The 20,619-nt window shown below is 62.3% G+C and carries 22 protein-coding genes; 13 read left to right on the top strand and 9 right to left on the bottom strand.

Annotation, left to right across the window (positions count from 1 at the left end):
• Positions 1 to 215 precede the first annotated feature (215 nt).
• Positions 216 to 518: a hypothetical protein gene (locus ABIE18_RS20880; protein WP_431116953.1), complete on the top strand. Its 303-nt coding sequence runs from the start codon at positions 216 to 218 to the stop codon at positions 516 to 518.
• Between the two features lie 63 nt (positions 519 to 581).
• Positions 582 to 2,546: an acyl-CoA dehydrogenase family protein gene (locus ABIE18_RS20875; RefSeq protein ID WP_499724432.1), complete on the top strand. Its 1,965-nt coding sequence runs from the start codon at positions 582 to 584 to the stop codon at positions 2,544 to 2,546.
• Positions 2,547 to 2,550: 4 nt separating this feature from the next.
• Here ABIE18_RS20875 and ABIE18_RS20870 read toward each other — a convergent pair whose 3' ends face one another.
• Positions 2,551 to 2,955, bottom strand: coding sequence for a YchJ family protein (locus ABIE18_RS20870; protein WP_499724431.1), 405 nt, complete (start codon positions 2,953 to 2,955; stop codon positions 2,551 to 2,553).
• A gap of 187 nt (positions 2,956 to 3,142) precedes the next feature.
• Between ABIE18_RS20870 and ABIE18_RS20865 the strand changes: the two genes are divergently transcribed.
• Positions 3,143 to 4,006 (top strand): hypothetical protein, encoded by an 864-nt coding sequence (locus ABIE18_RS20865; protein ID WP_499724430.1) that lies wholly within the window; start codon positions 3,143 to 3,145, stop codon positions 4,004 to 4,006.
• On the opposite strand, the gene ABIE18_RS20860 is transcribed toward ABIE18_RS20865, so the two are convergent.
• Complete coding sequence (locus tag ABIE18_RS20860) at positions 4,003 to 4,494, bottom strand: flavin reductase family protein (protein ID WP_431116957.1); 492 nt, start codon at positions 4,492 to 4,494, stop codon at positions 4,003 to 4,005. The genes ABIE18_RS20865 and ABIE18_RS20860 overlap by 4 nt on opposite strands.
• Before the next feature lie 291 nt (positions 4,495 to 4,785).
• Between ABIE18_RS20860 and ABIE18_RS20855 the strand changes: the two genes are divergently transcribed.
• From ABIE18_RS20855 to ABIE18_RS20835, 5 genes are all read left to right on the top strand, one after another.
• Entirely contained in the window at positions 4,786 to 5,820 is a 1,035-nt protein-coding gene (locus ABIE18_RS20855; RefSeq protein ID WP_499724429.1) for an aldo/keto reductase, read from the top strand.
• A 214-nt stretch (positions 5,821 to 6,034) separates the two neighbouring features.
• A complete protein-coding gene (locus ABIE18_RS20850) occupies positions 6,035 to 7,138 on the top strand; it encodes a sulfite oxidase (RefSeq protein ID WP_499724428.1) in 1,104 nt (367 codons plus the stop codon).
• 149 nt (positions 7,139 to 7,287) lie between these two features.
• The gene (locus tag ABIE18_RS20845; protein ID WP_499724427.1) at positions 7,288 to 7,665 is read left to right on the top strand and encodes an RNA-binding S4 domain-containing protein; all 378 of its coding nucleotides are present in this window, start codon (positions 7,288 to 7,290) and stop codon (positions 7,663 to 7,665) included.
• Positions 7,666 to 8,004: 339 nt separating this feature from the next.
• The gene (locus tag ABIE18_RS20840; protein ID WP_499724426.1) at positions 8,005 to 8,472 is read left to right on the top strand and encodes a DUF6318 family protein; all 468 of its coding nucleotides are present in this window, start codon (positions 8,005 to 8,007) and stop codon (positions 8,470 to 8,472) included.
• Positions 8,472 to 9,446: a hypothetical protein gene (locus tag ABIE18_RS20835; RefSeq protein ID WP_499724425.1), complete on the top strand. Its 975-nt coding sequence runs from the start codon at positions 8,472 to 8,474 to the stop codon at positions 9,444 to 9,446. The genes ABIE18_RS20840 and ABIE18_RS20835 overlap by 1 nt, the downstream gene beginning before the upstream one ends.
• A gap of 123 nt (positions 9,447 to 9,569) precedes the next feature.
• Here the strand turns inward: ABIE18_RS20835 and ABIE18_RS20830 are convergent, their stop codons facing one another.
• From ABIE18_RS20830 to ABIE18_RS20820, 3 genes are all read right to left on the bottom strand, one after another.
• A complete protein-coding gene (locus ABIE18_RS20830; protein ID WP_499724424.1) occupies positions 9,570 to 10,031 on the bottom strand; it encodes a DUF3817 domain-containing protein in 462 nt (153 codons plus the stop codon).
• Between the two features lie 60 nt (positions 10,032 to 10,091).
• Positions 10,092 to 10,700 (bottom strand): hypothetical protein, encoded by a 609-nt coding sequence (locus tag ABIE18_RS20825; RefSeq protein WP_499724423.1) that lies wholly within the window; start codon positions 10,698 to 10,700, stop codon positions 10,092 to 10,094.
• 78 nt (positions 10,701 to 10,778) lie between these two features.
• Positions 10,779 to 11,285: a hypothetical protein gene (locus tag ABIE18_RS20820; protein ID WP_499724445.1), complete on the bottom strand. Its 507-nt coding sequence runs from the start codon at positions 11,283 to 11,285 to the stop codon at positions 10,779 to 10,781.
• Positions 11,286 to 11,441: 156 nt separating this feature from the next.
• On the opposite strand from ABIE18_RS20820, the gene ABIE18_RS20815 reads away from it, so the two are divergent.
• From ABIE18_RS20815 to ABIE18_RS20795, 5 genes are all read left to right on the top strand, one after another.
• The gene (locus ABIE18_RS20815; protein WP_499724422.1) at positions 11,442 to 12,170 is read left to right on the top strand and encodes a FadR/GntR family transcriptional regulator; all 729 of its coding nucleotides are present in this window, start codon (positions 11,442 to 11,444) and stop codon (positions 12,168 to 12,170) included.
• The gene (locus ABIE18_RS20810) at positions 12,167 to 13,192 is read left to right on the top strand and encodes an asparaginase (protein WP_499724421.1); all 1,026 of its coding nucleotides are present in this window, start codon (positions 12,167 to 12,169) and stop codon (positions 13,190 to 13,192) included. The genes ABIE18_RS20815 and ABIE18_RS20810 overlap by 4 nt, the downstream gene beginning before the upstream one ends.
• Before the next feature lie 13 nt (positions 13,193 to 13,205).
• Positions 13,206 to 14,621: an aspartate ammonia-lyase gene (locus tag ABIE18_RS20805; RefSeq protein ID WP_499724420.1), complete on the top strand. Its 1,416-nt coding sequence runs from the start codon at positions 13,206 to 13,208 to the stop codon at positions 14,619 to 14,621.
• Between the two features lie 141 nt (positions 14,622 to 14,762).
• On the top strand, positions 14,763 to 16,274 hold the full coding sequence (locus ABIE18_RS20800) for an amino acid permease (RefSeq protein WP_499724419.1): 1,512 nt from the start codon (positions 14,763 to 14,765) through the stop codon (positions 16,272 to 16,274).
• Positions 16,275 to 16,471: 197 nt separating this feature from the next.
• Positions 16,472 to 17,143: a FadR/GntR family transcriptional regulator gene (locus ABIE18_RS20795; RefSeq protein ID WP_431116972.1), complete on the top strand. Its 672-nt coding sequence runs from the start codon at positions 16,472 to 16,474 to the stop codon at positions 17,141 to 17,143.
• 10 nt (positions 17,144 to 17,153) lie between these two features.
• On the opposite strand, the gene ABIE18_RS20790 is transcribed toward ABIE18_RS20795, so the two are convergent.
• Genes ABIE18_RS20790 through ABIE18_RS20775 form a run of 4 tightly spaced genes read right to left on the bottom strand, consistent with a single transcriptional unit; the run spans position 17,154 to position 20,577 of the window.
• Entirely contained in the window at positions 17,154 to 18,023 is an 870-nt protein-coding gene (locus ABIE18_RS20790) for an amidohydrolase family protein (protein WP_499724418.1), read from the bottom strand.
• Complete coding sequence (locus ABIE18_RS20785; protein ID WP_499724417.1) at positions 18,016 to 18,993, bottom strand: aldo/keto reductase; 978 nt, start codon at positions 18,991 to 18,993, stop codon at positions 18,016 to 18,018. The genes ABIE18_RS20790 and ABIE18_RS20785 overlap by 8 nt, the downstream gene beginning before the upstream one ends.
• A complete protein-coding gene (locus tag ABIE18_RS20780) occupies positions 18,978 to 19,292 on the bottom strand; it encodes an L-rhamnose mutarotase (protein ID WP_499724416.1) in 315 nt (104 codons plus the stop codon). Before ABIE18_RS20780 ends, ABIE18_RS20785 begins: the two co-directional genes overlap by 16 nt.
• Positions 19,285 to 20,577 (bottom strand): alpha-L-fucosidase, encoded by a 1,293-nt coding sequence (locus tag ABIE18_RS20775; RefSeq protein WP_499724415.1) that lies wholly within the window; start codon positions 20,575 to 20,577, stop codon positions 19,285 to 19,287. The genes ABIE18_RS20780 and ABIE18_RS20775 overlap by 8 nt, the downstream gene beginning before the upstream one ends.
• Positions 20,578 to 20,619 lie beyond the last annotated feature (42 nt).

The following is a 20,619-nucleotide window of genomic DNA, read 5'->3' as shown; positions in this document are numbered from 1 at the left end:
CGGTGCTGAAAGGGCCGCCGTCGAGCCTTCCAAGCACGATCCGACGGGCTGGCCCCGCAACCATTCCGTAACATACCGCCCGGTTCGGTTTCGATCCCATATCGACACGGCCGCGACGCGATTCTGTGCTGGCCGAAAACTACGCCCACCCCTAGTGTCGGATCATCGACGCAGCCACGCCGCGTCTACCCACGCACTGTCGCATAGGGGGAACCATGGATTTCGACTTTACCGCTCTGGAAACAGCCACCTACGTATTCATTGGAACGCTGGCATTCGCCGCCATTTTGGTGGCGTTCATCGCAGCAGCAGCCATAGCAACTATCGTTCTCATCGGCGCCATGGGCATGGCCTGGTACACGGTCAAGGCAGTCCTGGGCGGCTTGGTGCATGGCATCAATTTTGCGTGGGACAGCCTGGTCCACCATGCAGGAAACGTCGAAATCCCGGCCGAATTCCAGCCCCAGGTTTCCCCTAGCACGGGTAGCTACTCGCGGGTAGCATTGAGGGACAGCTGAAGGGTTCCCCACCCGAGGCGGACCCTGGCTCCATCCGGCACAACCGGCTAGAGGAGTTATCCCATGACGTCCGCTACTGACAACAGTCTCACCGCCGCAAGCGTCAACGCCACAGCAGAAGAAGCCCGCGCCGTCGCCGAGGCCGCCCGCGAAACTGAATGGAACCGGCCCAGCTTTGCCAAGGGCCTGTACTTGGGTAGCTTCGACCTCAGCCTGATCCACCCGTGGCCACAAGCCAACACGGAGGACGTGGAGCGCGGCGAAGAGTTCATGGCCAAGCTCGAGGCGTTCTGCAGGTCCATGTCCGGACGGGTGATCGAACGCGACGCGAAGATCCCGGACGAGTACCTTGCAGGCCTCGCGGACCTTGGCGTTTTCGGCATGAAAATCCCGCGCGAGTACGGCGGCCTGGGCTTGTCCCTGGTCTACTATGGCCGCGCACTCGCTTTGGTGGGCTCCGTCCATCCGAGCCTTGGCGCACTGATTTCGGCGCATCAATCCATTGGCGTTCCGGAGCCCGTGAAGGAATTCGGCACGCCGGAGCAGAAGCAGGAATACCTCCCGCGCTGCGCTGCCGGCGCCATCACGGCTTTCCTCCTGACGGAGCCCGACGTCGGCAGCGACCCCGCCCGGATGGGCGCCACAGCCGTTCTTTCGGACGACGGCCGGTCTTACCTTTTGGACGGCGTGAAACTATGGACCACCAACGGTGTGATCGCCGAGCTCGTGGTAGTCATGGCCAGGGTTCCGGCCCACACCGACGCCGACGGCACCACACACAAGGGCGGCATCTCCGCGTTCGTCGTGGAGATGGACTCCCCCGGCATCACCGTGGAAAACCGGAACAGCTTCATGGGCCTGCGCGGCATCGAGAATGGTGTGACCCGTTTCCACCAGGTGCGCGTGCCGGTGGAAAACCGCCTGGGACGTGAGGGCCAGGGCCTCAAAATAGCGCTCACCACGCTCAATACAGGACGTCTCTCCATCCCTGGCCTGTGTGTTGCCGCCGGGAAATGGAGCCTGAAGATTGCCCGCGAATGGTCAAACGCCCGTACGCAATGGGGCCGCCCGGTGGGCAAGCACGAGGCCGTAGGAAAAAAGATTGCTTTCATCGCCGCCACGACCTTCGCGTTGGAAGCCGTGTTTGAGTTGTCAGCCGAGATGGCCGACGCCGGCCAGAAGGACGTGCGCATCGAAGCCGCACTGGCCAAACTCTGGTCCACCGAACTGAGCTGCCGGATTGCCGATGAACTGGTTCAGATACGCGGTGGCCGCGGATTTGAAACCGCCGAGTCCCTTGAAGCCAGGGGCGAACGCGCCGTGGCGGCCGAGCAGCTCCTCCGGGATCTCCGCATCAACCGGATCTTCGAGGGTTCCAGCGAGATCATGAAACTCCTCATCGCCCGCGAAGCCGTGGACGCACACCTTGCCGCGGCGGGCGACCTCGCCTCAGCGGATGCCAGCCTGCAGGACAAGGCGAGGGCCGCCGTCGGGGCTTCAGGTTTCTATGCCCGCTGGCTTCCGAAACTCGTGGCCGGAGCAGGCATGGATCCGCGCTCCTACGGTGAGTTCGGGCGCTTGGGCAAGCACCTGCGGTTTATTGAACGGTCCTCGCGGCGGCTCGCCAGGCAGACCTTCTACGGCATGGGGCGCTGGCAAGCGAAGCTGGAACACAAACAAGCCTTCCTGGGCAGGATCGTGGACATCGGCGCCGAACTGTTCGCCATGGCAGCATGCTGCTCACGGGCAGAAATGCTGCTCCGCACCCACCCGGAGCATGGCGCGGCGGCCTTCGAGCTCGCCGAGGCGTACTGTGAGCAGGCGCGCGTGCGGGTGGACGAATACTTCGACCAGTTGTGGCGGAACACCGACGACGGCGACCATCACCTTTCGCGCAAAGTCCTCGCCGGCGATTACGCCTGGCTTGAGGCCGGCGTCCTGGACCAGTCGGAAGGAACCGGGCCGTGGATCGCCGATGCGTCCCCGGGCGCCTCAAGCAAGGAGAACCTGCACCGCAAGTATCGGTAGCCCGCTACAGGACGTCACCGTCCACGTAGTACCAGCGCTTGTCCTCACGTACGAAACGGCTGCGTTCGCGCTGTACTCCGCGTTCGCCGTCGGTACGGTAGTGCGCGGCGAACTCAACAGTGCCGGTGGTGTCCAAGGGGCCGCCCTTGGACACGCCCAGGATGTCCAACCTGCGCCAATGCATGTCCGCGTCCAACTCCAAGGAAGCCGGGCGGGTTGAGGCGTGCCACGTTCGCCGGAGGTACGCCGGGTCCAGGATGACGAACGCCGAATACCGGGAACGCATAAGCTGCTCGGCCGTGGGCGCATCGGCCTCACCGCGGTGGAAGCGCCCGCAACAATCGTCATACTGCTCCCCGGAGAGGCAGGGGCACGCACCGTTGCGGAGTCGGCTGAAGTCAGGGGTCACTGGGTCCCAATCTGAGGCTGAAAATGAGAGCTGGGCAACATATTTTCCCACGCCGTATAACAGCTTCGAAACAACCCTGCCAGAGGGGTGGTGCGGGGCGTGATTCCGTCGGTGCTGGACCGTAGGCTAGATGTGCAAGCTGGGTGGGCAATGCGCGCATCGCAAAACGACAGCCAGGGGAGGCTACGTGGAGGATCCGACAACACTCGCCATCAACCTGACATATTTGGGCACAGTGGGGATGGCTATCCTCATGTTCCTGGGCCTCGGGTTGGTCATCATCATCACTCTGGTAGTTGCCGGAGTGGGACGGCTTGTGTCAGTGATTCTCTTGGCGATGGTCGGCATCTTCCCCAAGAAAGAGACAGTCACCATCGTCCACTTGCCTCCCGCTCCGGAACACGTACCCGCACCGGCAAGTGACGACGTCGATTACTTCAGTCACGCTGTTGAGTCGCCGCTGGAAGATCTTGCCTACGTTCCTGCCGGTTCCACTGCCGAGGAACCTGCTCTTCCCGAGCCCAATCCTGTCGCGGCGGAGCCGAAGAAGGACCTCCTTGGGGATGTTCGACGCCGGGTCTCGGCTGCCACTTCTGCCGTCAAGGATGGCGCGTGGAAGGTTGGCCCCAAAAAGGTGCCCAAGCCGGCCCAGGTTAAGGAAGTGGTCGAAACGCAGACCGCCCACCACCCGTTGCTTGTGGCCGCAAGCAAGGAACCCCCGGTGCTTGCGAAGGACTGGGCCGACGCCGTCGCGGAAGCTGACCGGAGGGCGGCCGAGCGCGCAAAGGCAGAGGAACCGCCAGCCATCAAGGTGACGGTCCGCGAGGTGGGCGAGCCAACACCGCCGTCCAGCAAAGACGAACCGCCCGCCCCAAAGACCCCGGACGCGCAGCAGTCTCTTGGCAGCGGTCCGAAAAAGTCCGGTTCTGAATCCACTAAATCCGGCCAAGGGAACAGCCCGAAGAAATCGGGCCCGAACACTTCCAAGAATGGAAAGTCTTCGAGCCCGATCCGTAAGGGTTCGCTCAGCGGGGTAAGCCGCAACTCCTAAGCTGCGAGCTGCCGGAACGCTGCTCCGTGGTAGATCAATGGCTTGGATTCGTGGTTGATGGTGGTCGCTTTGACCTCGAGGACAACGATCGCGTGATCCCCCGCCGGCGTCTCGGAGACAACCTCGCATTCGAAACCCAGCACCGCGCCGTCGATCAGCACGGCCCCTGAGTCACTGACACTGGTGGACAATCCGGCGAAGCGGTCCCGGGTCTTGGAGGACAGCTGAAGGCAGGCCGCTTCCTGGCCCTCGGCCAGCACGGACACACCCAACCTGCTGGCCTGCCGAAGCTTGGGCCAAGTTGTGGAGGAGTTCTGCACCGCGAACATCACCAACGGCGGCTCCAAAGACACGCCCACAGTGAAGGACGAAGCCACCAGGGCCTCCGGCGTGAAATCCACCATGGCACTGAAGGCAGCCACTCCGGACGGGAACTGCGCAAATGCAGCCTTGATGGCCGCCGTTTCTTCCACGGTCGTCTGTGTCATTTTTGCTGTCCCCTATCGTGCGTTGCTTGAGTTCCTTTCCCATAATTCACCCGCTTCCCGGAACGGCAATATTTGTTGATTCGAAAGACATTTGTGTTGCCGCATGTCAAGAAATGTCGCGAACTAAGGCCGCTTCCATTACCCCTTAAGACGAAAAACGAAGAAGTTCTACCGTTTGCATTTGGGCGTCCCACGGCCCTGTGTAGCCTCGATTGGACATCCCCTTGATGACGGTTGATCCAACCATTGGCCCGCAACTGTCCAACCACTGACTCACCACAGGAAGCCGACATGAGCCTCAACGAGCTACGAACGCTTGGACGCACTGGCGCCCTGATCAGCCCTCTCACTCTGGGTACCTTGAATTTTGGCACCGGCACCGCCCCCACGGGCCCTGCCGAGAGCATCCGCATCATCCAGGCGGCACTGGACGGCGGCATCACCAGCATCGACACCGCCGATATCTACTCCCAGGGCGAGGCGGAAGTCGTGGTGGGCCAGGCAATCCACGGAAGGCGCGACGACGTTTTCCTCGCCACCAAATTCCATGGCCAGATGGGGTCCAACCCAGCGCATGCCGGAAATTCGCGTCGGTGGATTGTCCGGGCTGTGGAGGACAGCCTGAGGCGGCTCAACACGGACAGGATCGACCTCTACCAAGCGCATCGTCCCGACTACAACACCGATCTCCTGGAGACCATCACCACGCTGAACGACCTCATCCGGCAAGGCAAGATCCTCTACTACGGCACCTCGGTGTTCAGCCCGGCGCAGCTCGTCGAGGCACAGTGGATCGCGAACACCAACCACCTGACGCCGCCGGTGGTGGACCAGGTTCCCTATTCGCTCTTGGTTCGCGCCAACGAACGCGACGTTTTCCCCATCACCCAGCAGTACGGCGTCGGGGTTTTGAGTTATGGACCGCTCGACGGCGGTTGGCTGGCTGGCGGTTACCGCGTGGGGGCGGGCCAGCCCGAAAGCTCACGTTCGGCCGCTGTGCCGGGCCGCTTCGACGTAAGCGCTCCCTTCAACCAGGGCAAGCTGCACGCGGCGGACGCACTCGCACAGCTGGCCGCCAGGTACGGGCTGACCCTCATCCAGCTTGCCGTTGCCTTTGCGCTGAACCATCCCGCCGTCACCAGTGTGATCATTGGACCGCGGACCGAGGACCATCTCACCGACTACCTGAAGGCCGCCGATGTGGTGCTCAGCGAAGCGGTTTTGGATGAAATCGATGACATCGTGGCCCCCGCCGTCAACTTCCTTGAGCGGGACGCCGGCACGGTTGCTCCCCATCTGGAATACCCGGAACTTCGACGCCGATAGCTGGTTCTGCGTTGCCAGGCCCCCTTTGCGCGCTTTTCCTCACCATGGCCCACGTTGCCCGGGTTCCCTGGCCGAGCTTGCGAGGTTAGGGAGGCAACGGGGACGCAGAGCAGGCCTCACAATCGCCTATTGACGGCGTTGGGTCCCGGCGTGATCCTTGTCCTAAGTGCTGCGGCACGCCCGCAGCGTCAGGTCCAGTAGAACGCCGCCTCCCATGTCCAAACACCATGTCAAGCAAGACGCGGCGAAAGCCGTCATCACGGGACAGCCGACCGAAGGTCCCCTGACTCACGAAGAGTTGCAGCTCTCCGGCCGCAATCATTCAATGCCCCTCGAAGCCCTCCACGACGACATCACGCCAGCAGGCCTGCACTACCTGCTCATTCACTTCGATATCCCGCACGTTTCCGCCGAGGCATGGCGCCTGCGGCTCGGTGGGGCGGTTAATCACAGCTTGGAACTGAGCCTCGACGACATCAAGTCGCGTCCAGCTGTCACCATGCCGGTCACCATGGAGTGCGCCGGAAATGGACGCTCGCTCCTGCAGCCTCGTCCCCTCAGCCAGCCTTGGGTGTTGGGAGCTGTAGGCACTGCGGAGTGGACCGGAACTCCTTTGGCACCACTGCTGGAGGAGGCAGGGTTGGCGGATGACGCCGTCGAGCTTGTCTTTACAGGCGCGGACACCGGTATCCAAGGTGGAGTGGAGGAACCGTACGCCCGCAGTCTTTCGATCGCCGAGGCGATGCACCCCGAAGTCATGCTGGTCTACGCCATGAACGGTAACCCGCTGCCGATCCAGCACGGTTTCCCGCTGCGGCTGTTGGTACCGGGCTGGTATGGCATGGCAAGCGTGAAGTGGTTGACGTCCATTGAGGCAGTGACTTCACGCTTTATGGGATTCCAACAGGCCGTGGCATATCACTACCTTCAGGGACCCGATGGGCCAGGTTTGCCCGTGACGCACATTCGCGTCCGCTCCCTGATGGTGCCACCCGGGATCCCCGACTTCTTCACCCGACGCCGCGTAGTGGATGCCGGCCCAGTCATGCTGCACGGCAGGGCGTGGTCCGGGCATGGCGAAGTGGAACGCGTGGAGGTAGGAATCGACGGCGAGTGGATGCCGGCCCACTTGGAACCCGCAGTGGGCGACTTTGCCTGGCGTTCGTGGACCATGGTGTGGGTCGCGAGCCCGGGAGAGCACGAGTTGCGGTGCCGTGCGATGGACTCCTCGGGCGCCCTGCAGCCGACTGACCAGGTGTGGAACTACCAGGGCATCGGGAACAACATGGCCCAGCGGGTTGAGGTGACGGTTCGGTAGGTGTTTCCCGGCTCCGGTGTTTCTCGCCGAGAACGCCGGAAAGCTGCGAGATCGCCCGGAGTTCTTCGGCGATCTCGCAGCTTTCCGGCGATTTCGCCGTTTTCATCACTCGGCTGACCCGTCCACGCGGGACTAGACTCGTTCAAATCATGAGTATCCCGTCTTCATCCCCAGCGACCGTCCGCGTCGATGCCTGGTTGTGGGCGATCCGCGCTTACAAGACCCGGTCCGCGGCCACCGCTGCCTGCCGCGCGGGCCACATCCGGATCAATGGCAATCCGGTGAAGGCCTCCCAAACGGTGATCATTGGCGACACCATCCGGGTCCGCGAATCAGGCTGGGAACGGATCCTCGAAGTCCGGCGGCTGATCGCGAAACGCGTCGGTGCCGAGGCTGCGTCGCACTGCTTCACCGACCACACTCCCCCGCGGCCCGTTGCCCCCAAGCTCGGCCTGCCCCAGCGTGACCGCGGCGCCGGCCGACCCACCAAGAAGGACCGGCGGGACATGGAGAAACTGCGGGGGTAGTTGCTGTTTCTGGACCATGCGTGCGGGCAATAGTTATCCACAACCGGTTCTCTTCGACGTGAAACCCTCCCTTTCCCCGCCTAGACTGGCCGACACATCGCCAAACAGCTGCTGGGGGAGCCTGTCATGTCACGCCTTTTTGCCTATTCTTCACGTGCCCAAGTTCGAGGAGCGGTCTTCGGACTCACAGCCGCATTGCTTCTCTCTGGCTGCCAGGGAGGCAGCACTCTCGGCGGTTCTCCTTCCGAAACAAGCTCGACAACGGCGTCACCCACCTCGGGAGTTTCGTCGCCAGGTCCTACTGCTACTGAATCTTCAGGGAGTGCTGCTCCCGCCGCTGTGTACAAGCCAGCCGACGCGAAGGGCAAGGCAGAGAATGTGCCCGTGCCGGTGATGCCTGAGCTCGCGAAGGAGAACTCGCAGGCGGGGTTGGAGGCGTTTATCCGGTACTGGTTTCAGTTGTTCAGCTACGCATACGAGACAGGCGAAACGACTGGCGTGACACAGCACTCTTCGATGACATGTGTGCTCTGCCAACACCTCGTAAAATCCATAAACGCCAACTACACCGGCAATCGCTGGCTCATGGGGGGAAGCTTTCAGACGCCGGTAGTCGAGGTCCTCTGGGATCCAGCATTGTCTTCGCAGCAGGGCAAGGTGCAGGTAATTCAGCAGGAAATTCGCTACTTCGATCCAGGTGGATCGGAAAGTCGCTCGGCGACCGCAGCAACCAATGACGCCGCTGCCTTCTTTGCTGACTATCGCGACGGTTCTTGGCTGACCACGGACGTGGGCATCATCCGATGATGTTTTTGAAGGCTGCGTACGCTGTCGCGCTTGCGGTCACACTACTCATTCCAACGTTCGAGGATGCGACAGCTATTAGGGTCGCTTTGGAACGGAACACTGAATCCAAAGCAGAGCCTGCCCCAGACGCAGGTTTCCAGGAGGGCTCGGCGTACGTGGGCGCCGTGTGGCAATTCGATCCCGCCACCGGGAAGTCATCCCCGAAGCTGGACGGCCCGTTCGCCGCTGAAGATCCCAACCAGTACATGGCGGATACCCACTGCCGGGCAGACGGTCCCGACACCGTCGATCCCGGCTGCCTGGCCTTAAGCTGCCCCGCCACAACACCGGGCGGCGATGAAGGAACACCGGTGATCTGGAAACAAGCACCCAAGTCCATTTCCAACCCCGGCTGGACCAACTGGATCCCAGTCAGTGGACCCACGTGCCTGTACGACGCCAAACCCGAGAACGTCCTGGCCAACATCGCAACCCGGATCCTGAACGACTTCCGCCAACTGCCCGTCAACCCCGGAACCCTCGAAGCCCAACCCTTCCCCCACACCCTCAAAGGCGGACCCACGAACTTCTACACCACCGCCAAAGAACAAGCCTTCGACGTCACCATCCTCGGCCAAGCAGTCCACCTGACAGCTACCCCGGCAAACTTCACCTACAACTTCGGCGACGCCACCACCCTCGGGCCCACCCCGGTAGCCGGCTACTCCATCCCCGAAGCCGACTGGCTCCTCAATGACACCCGAACCAGCCACAGCTACACAGCAACAGGGAACTACCCCGCCACCATCACCACCAACTTCACCGGCACCTACTCCGTCAACAACGGCCCACCACTGCCCATCAACGGAACCCTGGACCTCACCACAGCACCCAAAACCATCCAGGTCTGGAAAACAGAAAAAGCACTCGTCGCCGACACCTGCCAGGAAAACCCCAAATCCTGGGGCTGCCCCGACGCCGTGACCAGTCACTGACACGAGTCAAGAGGCCAGAACGTGTGGCTTCCTGACCCTCATAGAGACAAAAAGGGATCCACTTCGCTGGAAAAGTGCAGCTTTGGCCCAAAGAAGGTCAGGAGGCCACGGCACGTTAAGGGATCAGGAGAACCAGGTGTCCGGCGGGCCCATGAACAGGAGGAAGCTGAACACGCCAGCCACGCCCACCAGAACAATCGCAACGGCCAGGATCGGGTTTCCGAGAACCCAAGCCTGAAGCTTCTCCAGCCCACCTTGAGGTTTCTCTCCGCCGGCAGCCAGGCGCCAACCGCCTGCAAGGAGACCCCGACGATCGAGCGACTTTTCCATGGGAATCGTGGCATATGGGATCACTGCGGAGACGATGGCAAGCAGTCCCGTGCGGGCCGGCCATTTCTGGTTGATCCATGTGAAGGCGGCTGTCGCTGCATAGCAAAGGAAGACAAAGCCATGAATGCCTCCGGCTATGCTGACGCCTACCTCCGTGGTGTGCGTGACGTACTTAAGGAACAGCCCAATCAGCAGCAGCGTCCACGTCACAGCTTCGGCAAAAGCAACGGTACGAAACAGGGTGCGGGGCTGCATGGAAGTCCTTGGCTGGGAAACGGGAGTCACGTCCAATTTACCGTGGCAGGACAAACACGTTCACCCCGGGAGAGGAAGCGAGTCCCGGTTCCGGATCTGCGAGTCCCCGAATTCAACCGGCACTGGCGCAATCTCCATCTGCGGCTCATGGCGGGTCCGTGCTTTACCGACGGCGATATGCGGCAACCAGCGTGGCGACCTGTAGCCAAGGGCCGGAGAACTCAGGATGAAGTCGTCAATGTTGTCCAGGCCCAGGTCATCCAAAAGCACATGGAGCCCCTGGACCAGAAGGGCCTGATAGTCGTGCACCTCTTGAGGAACGTCCACTTCCAGTCCCATGAGGCGGCCACCGCCCAGGGGGATCAGTTTGTCCGATTTTCCCAGGAAACCCTGCAACACAGGCAACTCGGTCAACCAACCCACAATCTCTGGAAGTACGTTCTCTGACCGGGACATTCCTTTGGTCCAGGCTTCAATATCCTGGACCAAATCATCGAGGATACCCACGTGCAGCAACGTCATGTGCAGCCCTTGCGGCTTCCGGAGGAAGTCGACGTAACGGTTCAGTCCCTCATAATCGGATTGCCCGCCACCTACGCGGAGGACAGGCACCTCGATGGTGATCCGGGATCCATGCGGTTTGCCTCCAGCGGGGTTACTGGCCGTCATGCATGACATTATGCGCCGTTCGCAGCTCCCGTGGCAGGCCCTCAACGCAAGCCGGACGCCGCCGTCGTACTTAACGCCTTACTTCCTGGAGCGGGCCTGAACCAGATTCGCAAACGGTAGGCGGCCATGTGTCGCAATGAAATCAGCATGGTAGTCGGCCTCGGCTGTGTTCACGTCGGAAGGAGGGAGTTCCTTCCACGCGATGATCAGGTCCAAGGCATCCCGGAGCTGCCAGATGAGGCGGGCGTCCCAGACAACGGTGGGTCGCCCGCGGCCGTAATCCATGAACTCCTGGATCTGCTTCCGAAGCCCCCGATTTCCCTGACTTCCGGCGCTGGCTTTGCCCAAGTACAAAAGGGAAGCATCCGGAACCCACTCCGCTTCCAAAGCTTCCCGCTTGAGGGACGGGTCCTTTTTCTTGAAGGTGCCCGCGGTGCTCTTGTTGAGGAAAACTGGCTCGAAGCCAGCAGGGCAAAGCAGGGCAAAGACCCCGGGACCCTGGGGGATGCGCATGACGTCGAGTTCGTCCAAGGCTCGGAAGCCCGTGAAACCTTCGGCGGTGAGGGACTTTTTGGTGAAGAGCATGGTCCATTGTGTCAACCGCACGCTCTGCTTGCTTCCCCTCCAAGTCGCCGTACGGCGACATTTTCGAGGGTTGCCGTACGGCGTCAGGAGTTCCAAAGCCTGAAGCAAGCCTTTCAGCGTTGACACAGCCTTGTGACCCGTGCCATATTCGATAACGTGAACCTGTCAGACAGCCGGACAGCCGGACAGCAAGCCCCTCAGGGCTCCTCCGCTGGGCATACGCCGATCTCGCGCATTTCCGCGGCTGAGGCGGTCTTCGCGGCACTGAGAAGGGCTATCGAGGGCGGCCAGTTCGATATCGGCACCAAGCTGAGCTCTGAAGCAACGCTGGCGGCCCAGTATGGCGTGAGCCGCTCGGTCATCCGCGAAGCCCTGCGGTCCTGCAACACACTGGGTTTGACCGTGACCAAGACCGGCAAGGGCACGTTCATTGTGGCCAACAAGGTCGCCAATGACCTTACCTTGGGCCAGTACAGTGCGCGTGATCTGAACGAAGCACGTCCGCACATTGAGATTCCCGCAGCCGGACTGGCAGCCCAGCGCCGCACGGAAGAAGAACTTGAGCACCTGAAGGACATCGTCCAGGAGATGCTCAACGAGAACGATCCCGAAGCCTGGGTAAACCTGGACGCCAGCTTCCATTCCGCCGTCGCCCGGGCCAGTGGCAACCGGGTGTTCGCCAGCGTCGTCTCCGATATCCGCGATGCCTTGGCCAACCAGTCTGAAACCCTCAACCTCGTCGCCGACCGGCAACACCGCTCGGACGAGGAACATGTTGCCGTGCTGAACGCAATCGAAGCAGGCGACGCCGAAGCAGCGAGCAAAGCGATGGCCGATCACCTTCAGGCCGTCAGCGTCGCACTGGACACGATCCTCAGCAAATGAACCACCCAAAGGACACCATGCCCCAAGTGACCGCGGCAGCAGCGGCCCAAACAGCACAGAGAACGCCCAACCACGTCCCGCTCGTCGAACAGACCCGCGACGGCCTGGTGGAGAGCATCCACTATGGATCGCTGATCGCCCTGAACGCCGATGGCAGCAGTGCCATCGAAGCCGGCGAGCCGGACGCGCCGATGTATCCGCGTTCCTCCCTTAAGCCGCTGCAGGCCGTAGCCCTCCTCCGTGCAGGCTTGGACATCCCCCAGAACCTCCTCGCCCTGACGGCGGCCAGCCACTCGGGCAGCAAAGCGCATCGCGACGGCGCCGCCGAAATCCTGGCGCTTCATGGCCTGACCGAAGCGGCGCTGGGCAACAGCACTGACCTGCCATACGGCGTCGTTGAGCGCGAAGAGTGGCTCCGCGCCGGCAATGGCCCCACCCAACTTGCCCAGAACTGCTCCGGCAAGCACGCATCCATGACCGCAGTTTGCGTCATCAACGGTTGGCCCGTGGAGGGCTACCTGAACCCGGAACACCCGCTTCAGGTCCTGGTTCGTGACACCATCACCGAACTTACTGGCGAGGATGCAGCCGCAGTGAGCACTGATGGCTGCGGCACCCCGCTTTTTGCCCACACGCTTCACGGCATGGCCCGCGCTTACGGCCGCATCGCCGCCGCTGACCAAGGCACCGACGAGGGCAAGGTTGCCCACGCCATGCGCCGCTTCCCGGAGATGGTGGCCGGCGAAGGCCGCGACGTCACTGCGCTGATGCGCGCCGTCCCGGGGCTGCTTGCCAAGGACGGTTTTGAAGGCCTCCAGCTTGTGGGGCTGCCGGACGGCCGCGGCGTGGCTGTGAAGATTTCCGACGGCGGTGACCGCGCCCGCATGCCCGTCACCGTTGAGGTCCTCCGCCAGTTGGGCGTCGACGGCGGCAGCCTGGACACGCTTCAAAGCCCACCGGTGCTGGGCGGCGGCCTTCCGGTCGGCGAGCTCCGTGCAGCGCAATTTTTCAGCAAGAACTAAACCAAGGACAGCTATGACCACCGTCGATCAGGCGATCCCCATCCGTTCCGAACACGACCTCCTGGGGGACCGCGATATTCCCGGGAACGCCTACTGGGGCGTCCACACCCTGCGGGCTATCGAGAACTTCCCCATCACAGGACAGCCGCTGTCCACCAACCGCCACTTGGTCCGCGGCCTCGCTGCGGTAAAACAAGCGGCAGCTCGCACCAACCATGAGCTCGGCCTGCTGGATGCCGAACGCGCCGGAGCCATCGATCAGGCGTGCCAGGACGTCATGGATGGCATGCTCCAGGAACAGTTCATGGTGGACGTGATCCAGGGCGGCGCGGGCACCAGCTCCAACATGAACGCCAACGAGGTCATCGCCAACCGTGCTTTGGAAATCCTTGGCCACCCCAAGGGCGATTACTCAAAGCTGCACCCGAATGACCACGTCAACCTCAGCCAATCCACCAACGATGTCTACCCCACCGCGGTGAACCTCGCCACGATCTTCTCGGTGAAGGAACTCCTCCTCGCCCTGGAAGAGCTCGAGCTGGCGTTTGCCGAGAAGGGCCGTGAATTCCGCACGGTAGTGAAGATGGGCCGCACCCAGCTTCAGGATGCCGTGCCCATGACCTTGGGTCAGGAATTCGGTGGATACGCCGTGACCATTGCCGAGGACCGGGCTCGCCTGGACGAATCCCACATGCTGATCCACGAGATCAACCTTGGCGCCACTGCCATTGGCACGGGCCTGAACGCGCCAGTCGGTTACGCAGATGCTGCCTGCCGTCATCTGGCCGAAATCACTGGCCTTCCGCTCCTCACGTCGGCGGACCTCATTGAGGCCACACAGGATGTTGGCGCCTTCGTGCACCTGTCCGGCGTCCTCAAGCGTGTGGCAGTGAAGCTCTCCAAGATTTGCAACGACCTCCGCCTGCTGTCCTCTGGACCGCGTGCGGGTTTGGGCGAGATCAACCTGCCGGCCGTACAGTCCGGCTCGTCGATCATGCCCGGCAAGATCAATCCGGTGATCCCGGAAGTGGTCAGCCAGGTGGCGTACGAAGTCATCGGCAACGATGTCACAGTCACCATGGCCGCGGAGGCGGGCCAGCTTCAGCTGAACGCCTTCGAACCGATCATTGTGCACAGCCTGCACAAGAGCATCTCCCACCTGGAAGCAGCGTGCCGCACCCTTACGGCACGCTGCGTCCGGGGCATCACCGCAAACACCGAACGGCTACGGCTTACCGTGGAGCAGTCGATCGGTCTCGTCACGGCATTGAACCCCCACATCGGTTATGCCTCCGCCACGGCCATCGCCCAAGAAGCGTTGGCTACCGGCAAGGGTGTTGCAGAACTCGTCCTGGAGCACGGTCTGCTGACCGCTGCCCAGCTTGAGGAACTGCTCAGCCCGGAACGTCTGGCAAACCTGAGCAAGTAAGCCGAAACCGGCCAGTAAGCCCAGCGGCTCAAGAGAGCCGTCGCGCCCGATAAAGGCACACCCCCGAGGCCCTGTCCTGCGCTCCGGCCCCCGACCGGACCCGTCCAGGACACCCCCAACAGGACACCCCTAAGGATTCCAATGACCAACCCACCCATTACGGACCACACGGTCCCGGCCCAAGCGCATGCCAGCGAGAAAGCCCTCCACACGGAGGACAAGGGCTACCACAAGGATCTGAAGCCCCGCCAGATCCAGATGATCGCGATCGGCGGTGCAATCGGCACCGGTCTGTTCCTCGGCGCCGGTGGCCGCCTCAATGCGGCCGGCCCTTCGCTCGTCATCGCGTATGCCGTATGTGGCTTCTTCGCATTCCTGATCCTCCGCGCTCTCGGTGAACTCGTTCTCCACCGCCCCTCGTCTGGATCCTTCGTTTCCTACGCCCGTGAGTTCTTCGGCGAGAAGGCAGCTTTCGTTTCCGGCTGGTTCTACTGGATCAACTGGGCCACCACCACCATCGTGGACATCACAGCAGCGGCGCTGTACATGAACTTCTTCGGCAAATACGTCCCGTGGATCGGTGTGGTTCCACAGTGGGCGTGGGCGCTCATCGCACTTGTTGTGGTCCTGAGCCTGAACCTGGTCTCGGTCAAGGTCTTCGGCGAGCTTGAATTCTGGTTCGCCCTGGTCAAGGTCGCTGCCTTGGTGGCCTTCCTGGTGGTAGGCAGCTACTTCGTCATCTTCGGCACCCCCGTCGAAGGCCAGGAAGTTGGCTTCAGCCTCCTCTCGGACAATGGCGGCATCTTCCCCAATGGCATCCTTCCCATGATCATCCTCATGCAGGGCGTGCTGTTCGCTTACGCATCGATCGAGCTCATCGGCACCGCCGCCGGTGAAACTCCGAACCCGGAGAAGATCATGCCCAAGGCCATCAACTCCGTGGTCTTCCGTATCGCAGTGTTCTACGTTGGCTCGGTAATCCTGCTCGCTCTGCTGCTCCCGTACACCTCCTACGAAAAGGGCGTCAGCCCGTTCGTCACGTTCTTCGGTTCCATCGGCATCCAGGGCGTGGACGTGATCATGAACCTCGTGGTCCTCACCGCGGCGCTGTCCTCGCTGAACGCCGGCCTGTACTCCACCGGGCGTATCCTGCGCTCGATGTCCGTTGCCGGCTCCGCCCCGAAGTTTGCCCAGCGCATGAACAAGGCTGGCGTCCCCTACGGTGGCATTGCGATCACGGCAGGCGTCTCGCTGCTCGGCGTTCCGCTGAACTACCTCGTCCCGTCACAGGCGTTCGAAATCGTCCTGAACGTTGCTTCCGTCGGCATCATCGTCACGTGGGCCACCATTGTCCTGTGCCAGATGCAACTCAAGCGCTGGGCAGACAAGGGCTGGCTCAAGCGCCCGTCCTTCCGGATGTTTGGTGCGCCGTACACGGGTTACCTCTCGCTCCTGTTCCTGGTGGGCGTGTTGGTGATGGTCTTCATCGACTCCCCGCTCACCATGCTGGTCACCGCGATCGCATGCGCACTGATGGTGGTCGGCTGGTACCTGTGCCGCAAGCAGATCCATGAGCTTGCTGCGACCCGCGACGGCTACACCGGCAGCGCCCCGGTGGTTGCGAACCGTCCCATGCGCGGCGGCGACTCTTAACAGGCCCCAAACAGCGCCCGACGGCGGCACCCGGGTTCCGTAACAACGGACCTGAGTGCCGCCGTCGTTGGTTAACGCATCCAAGTGGGTAGCAGATCAGACTGTTCTCAGCGCTGAAAACGACGTGACCTGCTACCTGATTGGGGCGAGTTCGCGCCTAAGCCAAACATCCGATGATTGGCGACTACTATGGACCCATGGCTGTCACAGATGAGGCGATTGGCAAGATCAAGGACATGCTGATCCGCGGGGAACTCAAGGCCGGGGATCGGCTTCCGCCGGAGAAGGAACTGAGCGAGCGGCTCGGCCTGTCACGCAGTTCGCTGCGTGAGGCGGTGAAGGCGCTGGAGCTGATCCGCGTGCTCGATGTCCGCCGCGGCGACGGAACCTACGTCACCAGCCTCGATGCCAAGCTGCTCAACGAAGCCGTGGCCTTTGTTGTTGACCTGCATCAGGACCGCTCCATCCTCGAGCTCTTTGAGGTCCGACGAATCCTGGAACCGGCCACGGCCCACCTCGCTGCCGGCAAGATCGGTCCGGCCGAGCTCATGGCACTCCGGGCCACTATGGATGGCATCGATGAAAACACCGACGTCGAAGAACTGGTAGCCCACGACCTCGAATTCCACAGCATCATTACCGAAGCCGCGGGGAACGACTACCTTGGCAGCCTGTTGGAGGCCCTGTCCAGCAGCACGGTTCGTGCGCGGATCTGGCGTGGCCTGACGCAGGAAAAGGCCGTGGCGCACACCCTTGCCGAGCACCGCGCGATCGCCGATGCCTTGGAACGGGGCGACGCCGAACTGGTCCGGGCACTCGTGACCGTCCACATCAGCGGTGTGGAGAACTGGCTGCGGCAGGCACTCTAACCCGGGGAAGCTAATCCTGTGGAATCGGCGTAACCGGCAGCCCGTACGTACGAATCGCGGTCGCCTCGAGCACGGCATCCTGTTCCGGGACGCTCAGTGAAGACACGAGTTCCAACAACACATCCAGGGTCCTGCCGTAGGGCGCACCGAGCGTGCTGACCGGCCAGTCGCTGCCGATCATCAATCGATCGGGGCCGAAGGCTTCCAACCCTTCGTCGAACAGTGACCGCAACGAATCGTCCGAATACTCCACGCCGGGCAGGTGCAAGCCGGACAATTTAGCCACCGTGTTGGGCAGGCGCCCAAGTTCTCGAAAATCAGAGCGCCAGAGGTCCATCGCAGTCGCGTCTGCAAGGGGCGGCTTGCCGAGATGATCCAGGACCACGGTCAGCTCAGGAAGTTCGCGGGCAAGCCGGACAGTGGCTCCCAAGTGACGTGGGAAGGCATCGGGGACGTCGAAGGCCAGGCCGCGCGCGGCAACCAAGGCCAGGGATTCCCGTACCGAGGGCAGGTCAAGGAAGTCGTCGCGGGGATCGTCGTGCACCAAGTGCCGGACTCCCCTGAACACGGAATGAGCGGCGAACGCGTCCAACTGTTCCGCAGCTTGGGTTATCGAGTCCAGTTGGACCCACCCCACGAGGCCGAGCACCCAAGGATTGCGCGCGGCCACCCCCAGCATGCTCTGGGTGTCGGCAACCGTATCGTCCGCCTGGACCAGCACCGCTCCCCTGATCCCCGCTGCGGCCAGGACCTCTGCGGCCTCATCCTCGCCGAAGCTGCGGAACAGCGCGCCGTGCTGCGGGCCCAGCCATGAGTAGGGTCGGACACCTCCAGTCACAAAGGCATCCAGATCCCATAGGTGCAGATGAGCGTCAATCACGGCCCAGAGCCTCCAACGCGTCCCACAATTCTTCCGGCACGGATTCCTCCATACGGCTGGCGTTCGAGGTGACCTGCTCAGGTCTGCTGGCTCCGACTGTCACATTCACCACGGCCGGATGCCGCAAGGGGAACTGGAGTGCCGCCGTCGGAAGTTCAACGCCGAAATCCCGGCAGACCGCGGCAAGTGCCCGCGCACGCTCGACCAGTTCACGCGGGGCGCGGTCGTAGTTGTAATGCGCGTCGTCGGGGACTTCGGGACGGGCCAGCAGCCCGGAGTTGTAGACACCAACATTCACGACGCCGGTGCGGCGCTCCACGCAGCGGTCAAGCAGCGGGACGCTGGGCTGCTCAAGCAGCGTGTAGCGGCCTGCGAGCATGACGAGGTCCAGGTCCGCGGCCTCGACACACTCCAGGGCTGCCTCCGCGGAGTTGGTGCCGACGCCGATAGCTTTGACCACCCCTTCTTCGCGCAGTTTCTCCAGCGCCGGAAGGGCCTGGGAGATCCCGGCCTGGAGATCGTGAACATCGGGATCGTGGAGGTACGCGATATCCACATGGTCCAGGCCCAGGCGTTCCAAGGAATCCTCGAGGCTTCGGCGGATGCCGGCTTCGGTGAAATCCCATACGCGCCTGCTGGTAGCGGGGACGTCGAAGCCCTCGTCGTCCATTGCCGACCCGTCCTTTGCCAAGCCGGCATCGGGGTTGGTTTCCAGCAGGCGGCCCACTTTGGTGGAGATGACGAAGTCTTCCCGGGGTTTGTCCCGGAGGACAGCGCCCAATCTTTGCTCAGACAAGCCCAGGCCGTAGTGCGGTGCGGTATCGAAATAGCGAAAGCCTGAGTCCCAAGCGGCCAGCACAGTAGCCAAGGCCTCCCCATCAGGAATCGCCTTGTACAGATTCCCGATGCCGGCCGCACCGAATCCGAGCCGGCCGAGGTTAAGTGGTTCCAGGTTCATGGCAGCTCCCATACTTTCTGGATACCCGAATCGTTCCCGGAGTAATCGTCCTGAACCTCAAGAAGTTCGGCCATTCGCGCCTGCCAAGGAACGTTCGCCGGATGATCCGCGAGTGCATGGCGCATGGCTTGGTAGTCTTCGACGTCCACCACGTGGAAAAGGTCCAGCCCGCTGCGCCAGATCCGCCAATTCCGTACGCCGGCTCCTTTAAGTGCTTCAACGAGTTCGGGCGGGATGTTCGCGTGGACATCGGCGTATTCCTCTTCGGTTCCAGGTTTGAGCCGGGTGTGGAGGGCGATGCTTTCAGTCATTGAAATCCCCCGGCTTCAGGAACAGTTCAAGTACGGGCAATGCGACGTCGGGCCGTTGGACCGGGAGCTTGATGGTCAGCGTCCCGGCTGGTTGGCCGCCGGGAGTGATGTTGATGGCTTGCTGTCCGGGGTCCATCTCTTGGAGGAAAACCTCGGACGCATCGTTGAGGAGTTGGGCGTACTCCACCTTGCCAGCCAGGCCCGGGAGATGGACGTATTCAAAGGGCCACGCGAAGAGGTGCACGTACAGCCGGTCCCCGCGCTGGGTGTAGCGGGCATCCGTTGGTGCTGTGAACTGCGATGTTCCTGCACCGTAAATCGACCGGGAGTGCAGTTGCATCCATTCGCCGATCCCTTCGAGGGAGGCGAGCGCCCGGGGGTCGATGCTGCCCCGGCCTGTTGGGCCTACGTTGAGCAGCAGGTTGCCGCCTTTGGAGACGCCATCCACCAGCATTCGGATGAGCAGGTCCACGGATTTGTCGTTGAGGTTGTCGCGGTCGTAACCCCAGCTGCCATTCAAGGTCTGGCAGGCCTCCCAGGTGGCGGGGACGCCGTCGACCATCATGGGACCTGCTGGCTGGTATTGCTCAGGGGTGACAAAGTCTCCGGGGATGCCCAGGCGGTCGTTGACCACTATGCCCGGCTGGAGTTCCCGCACCATGGCAAGCAGGGTTTCGGAGTCCCAGTCCTTGGCGCCCTTGCCGCCCCAGAACTCTGCGTGTCCGTCTCCTGCGTAGGAGAAATCGAAGAACAGGTAGTCGATGGTTCCGTAGTTGCTGAGGAGCTCCCGGACCTGGCCATGAAGGTACTCGCGGTAGCGTGCCATGTCGCGCCCGGCATTGAGGCTTTCGACGTCGGTGGCGTTGCGTTGCGGGTGCACTCCATCGATGGTGAAGTCGGGGTGGTGCCAGTCGATCAGCGAATGGTAGAAACCGACTTTGAGCCCTTCATCCCGCAGCGCTTGAACGTAGGGTGCGATCAGGTCACGACCGGCTGACGTGCTGGTGGCTTTGTAGTCCGTCAGGGCTGAGTCCCACAGGCAGAAACCGTCGTGATGCTTGGTGGTGAGGACCACGTACTTCATGCCGGCCCTGCGCGCGGCCCGTGCCCACTCGTTTGGATCGTAGAGATCGGGGTCAAAGCGCCGGAAGTATTTGGAGTACTCCTCCACAGTGGTTTCCTCCCGGTTCATCACCCACTCATGCCGGGCCGGCAGGGCGTAGAGGCCCCAATGGACAAACATGCCAAAGCGTGACTCTTCGAACCAAGGTGCGTGCTGGATCAACGGGATACCTTCCGTGTGCCGGAGTTGGCGGTGCTTTTTGGA

It is taken from the genome of Arthrobacter sp. 2762, assembly GCF_040548745.1.
In the GTDB taxonomy this organism is placed as follows: domain Bacteria; phylum Actinomycetota; class Actinomycetes; order Actinomycetales; family Micrococcaceae; genus Arthrobacter.
The sequence above is the reverse complement of the archived record's forward strand: the minus strand, read 5'-3'. Positions and strand labels throughout refer to the sequence as shown.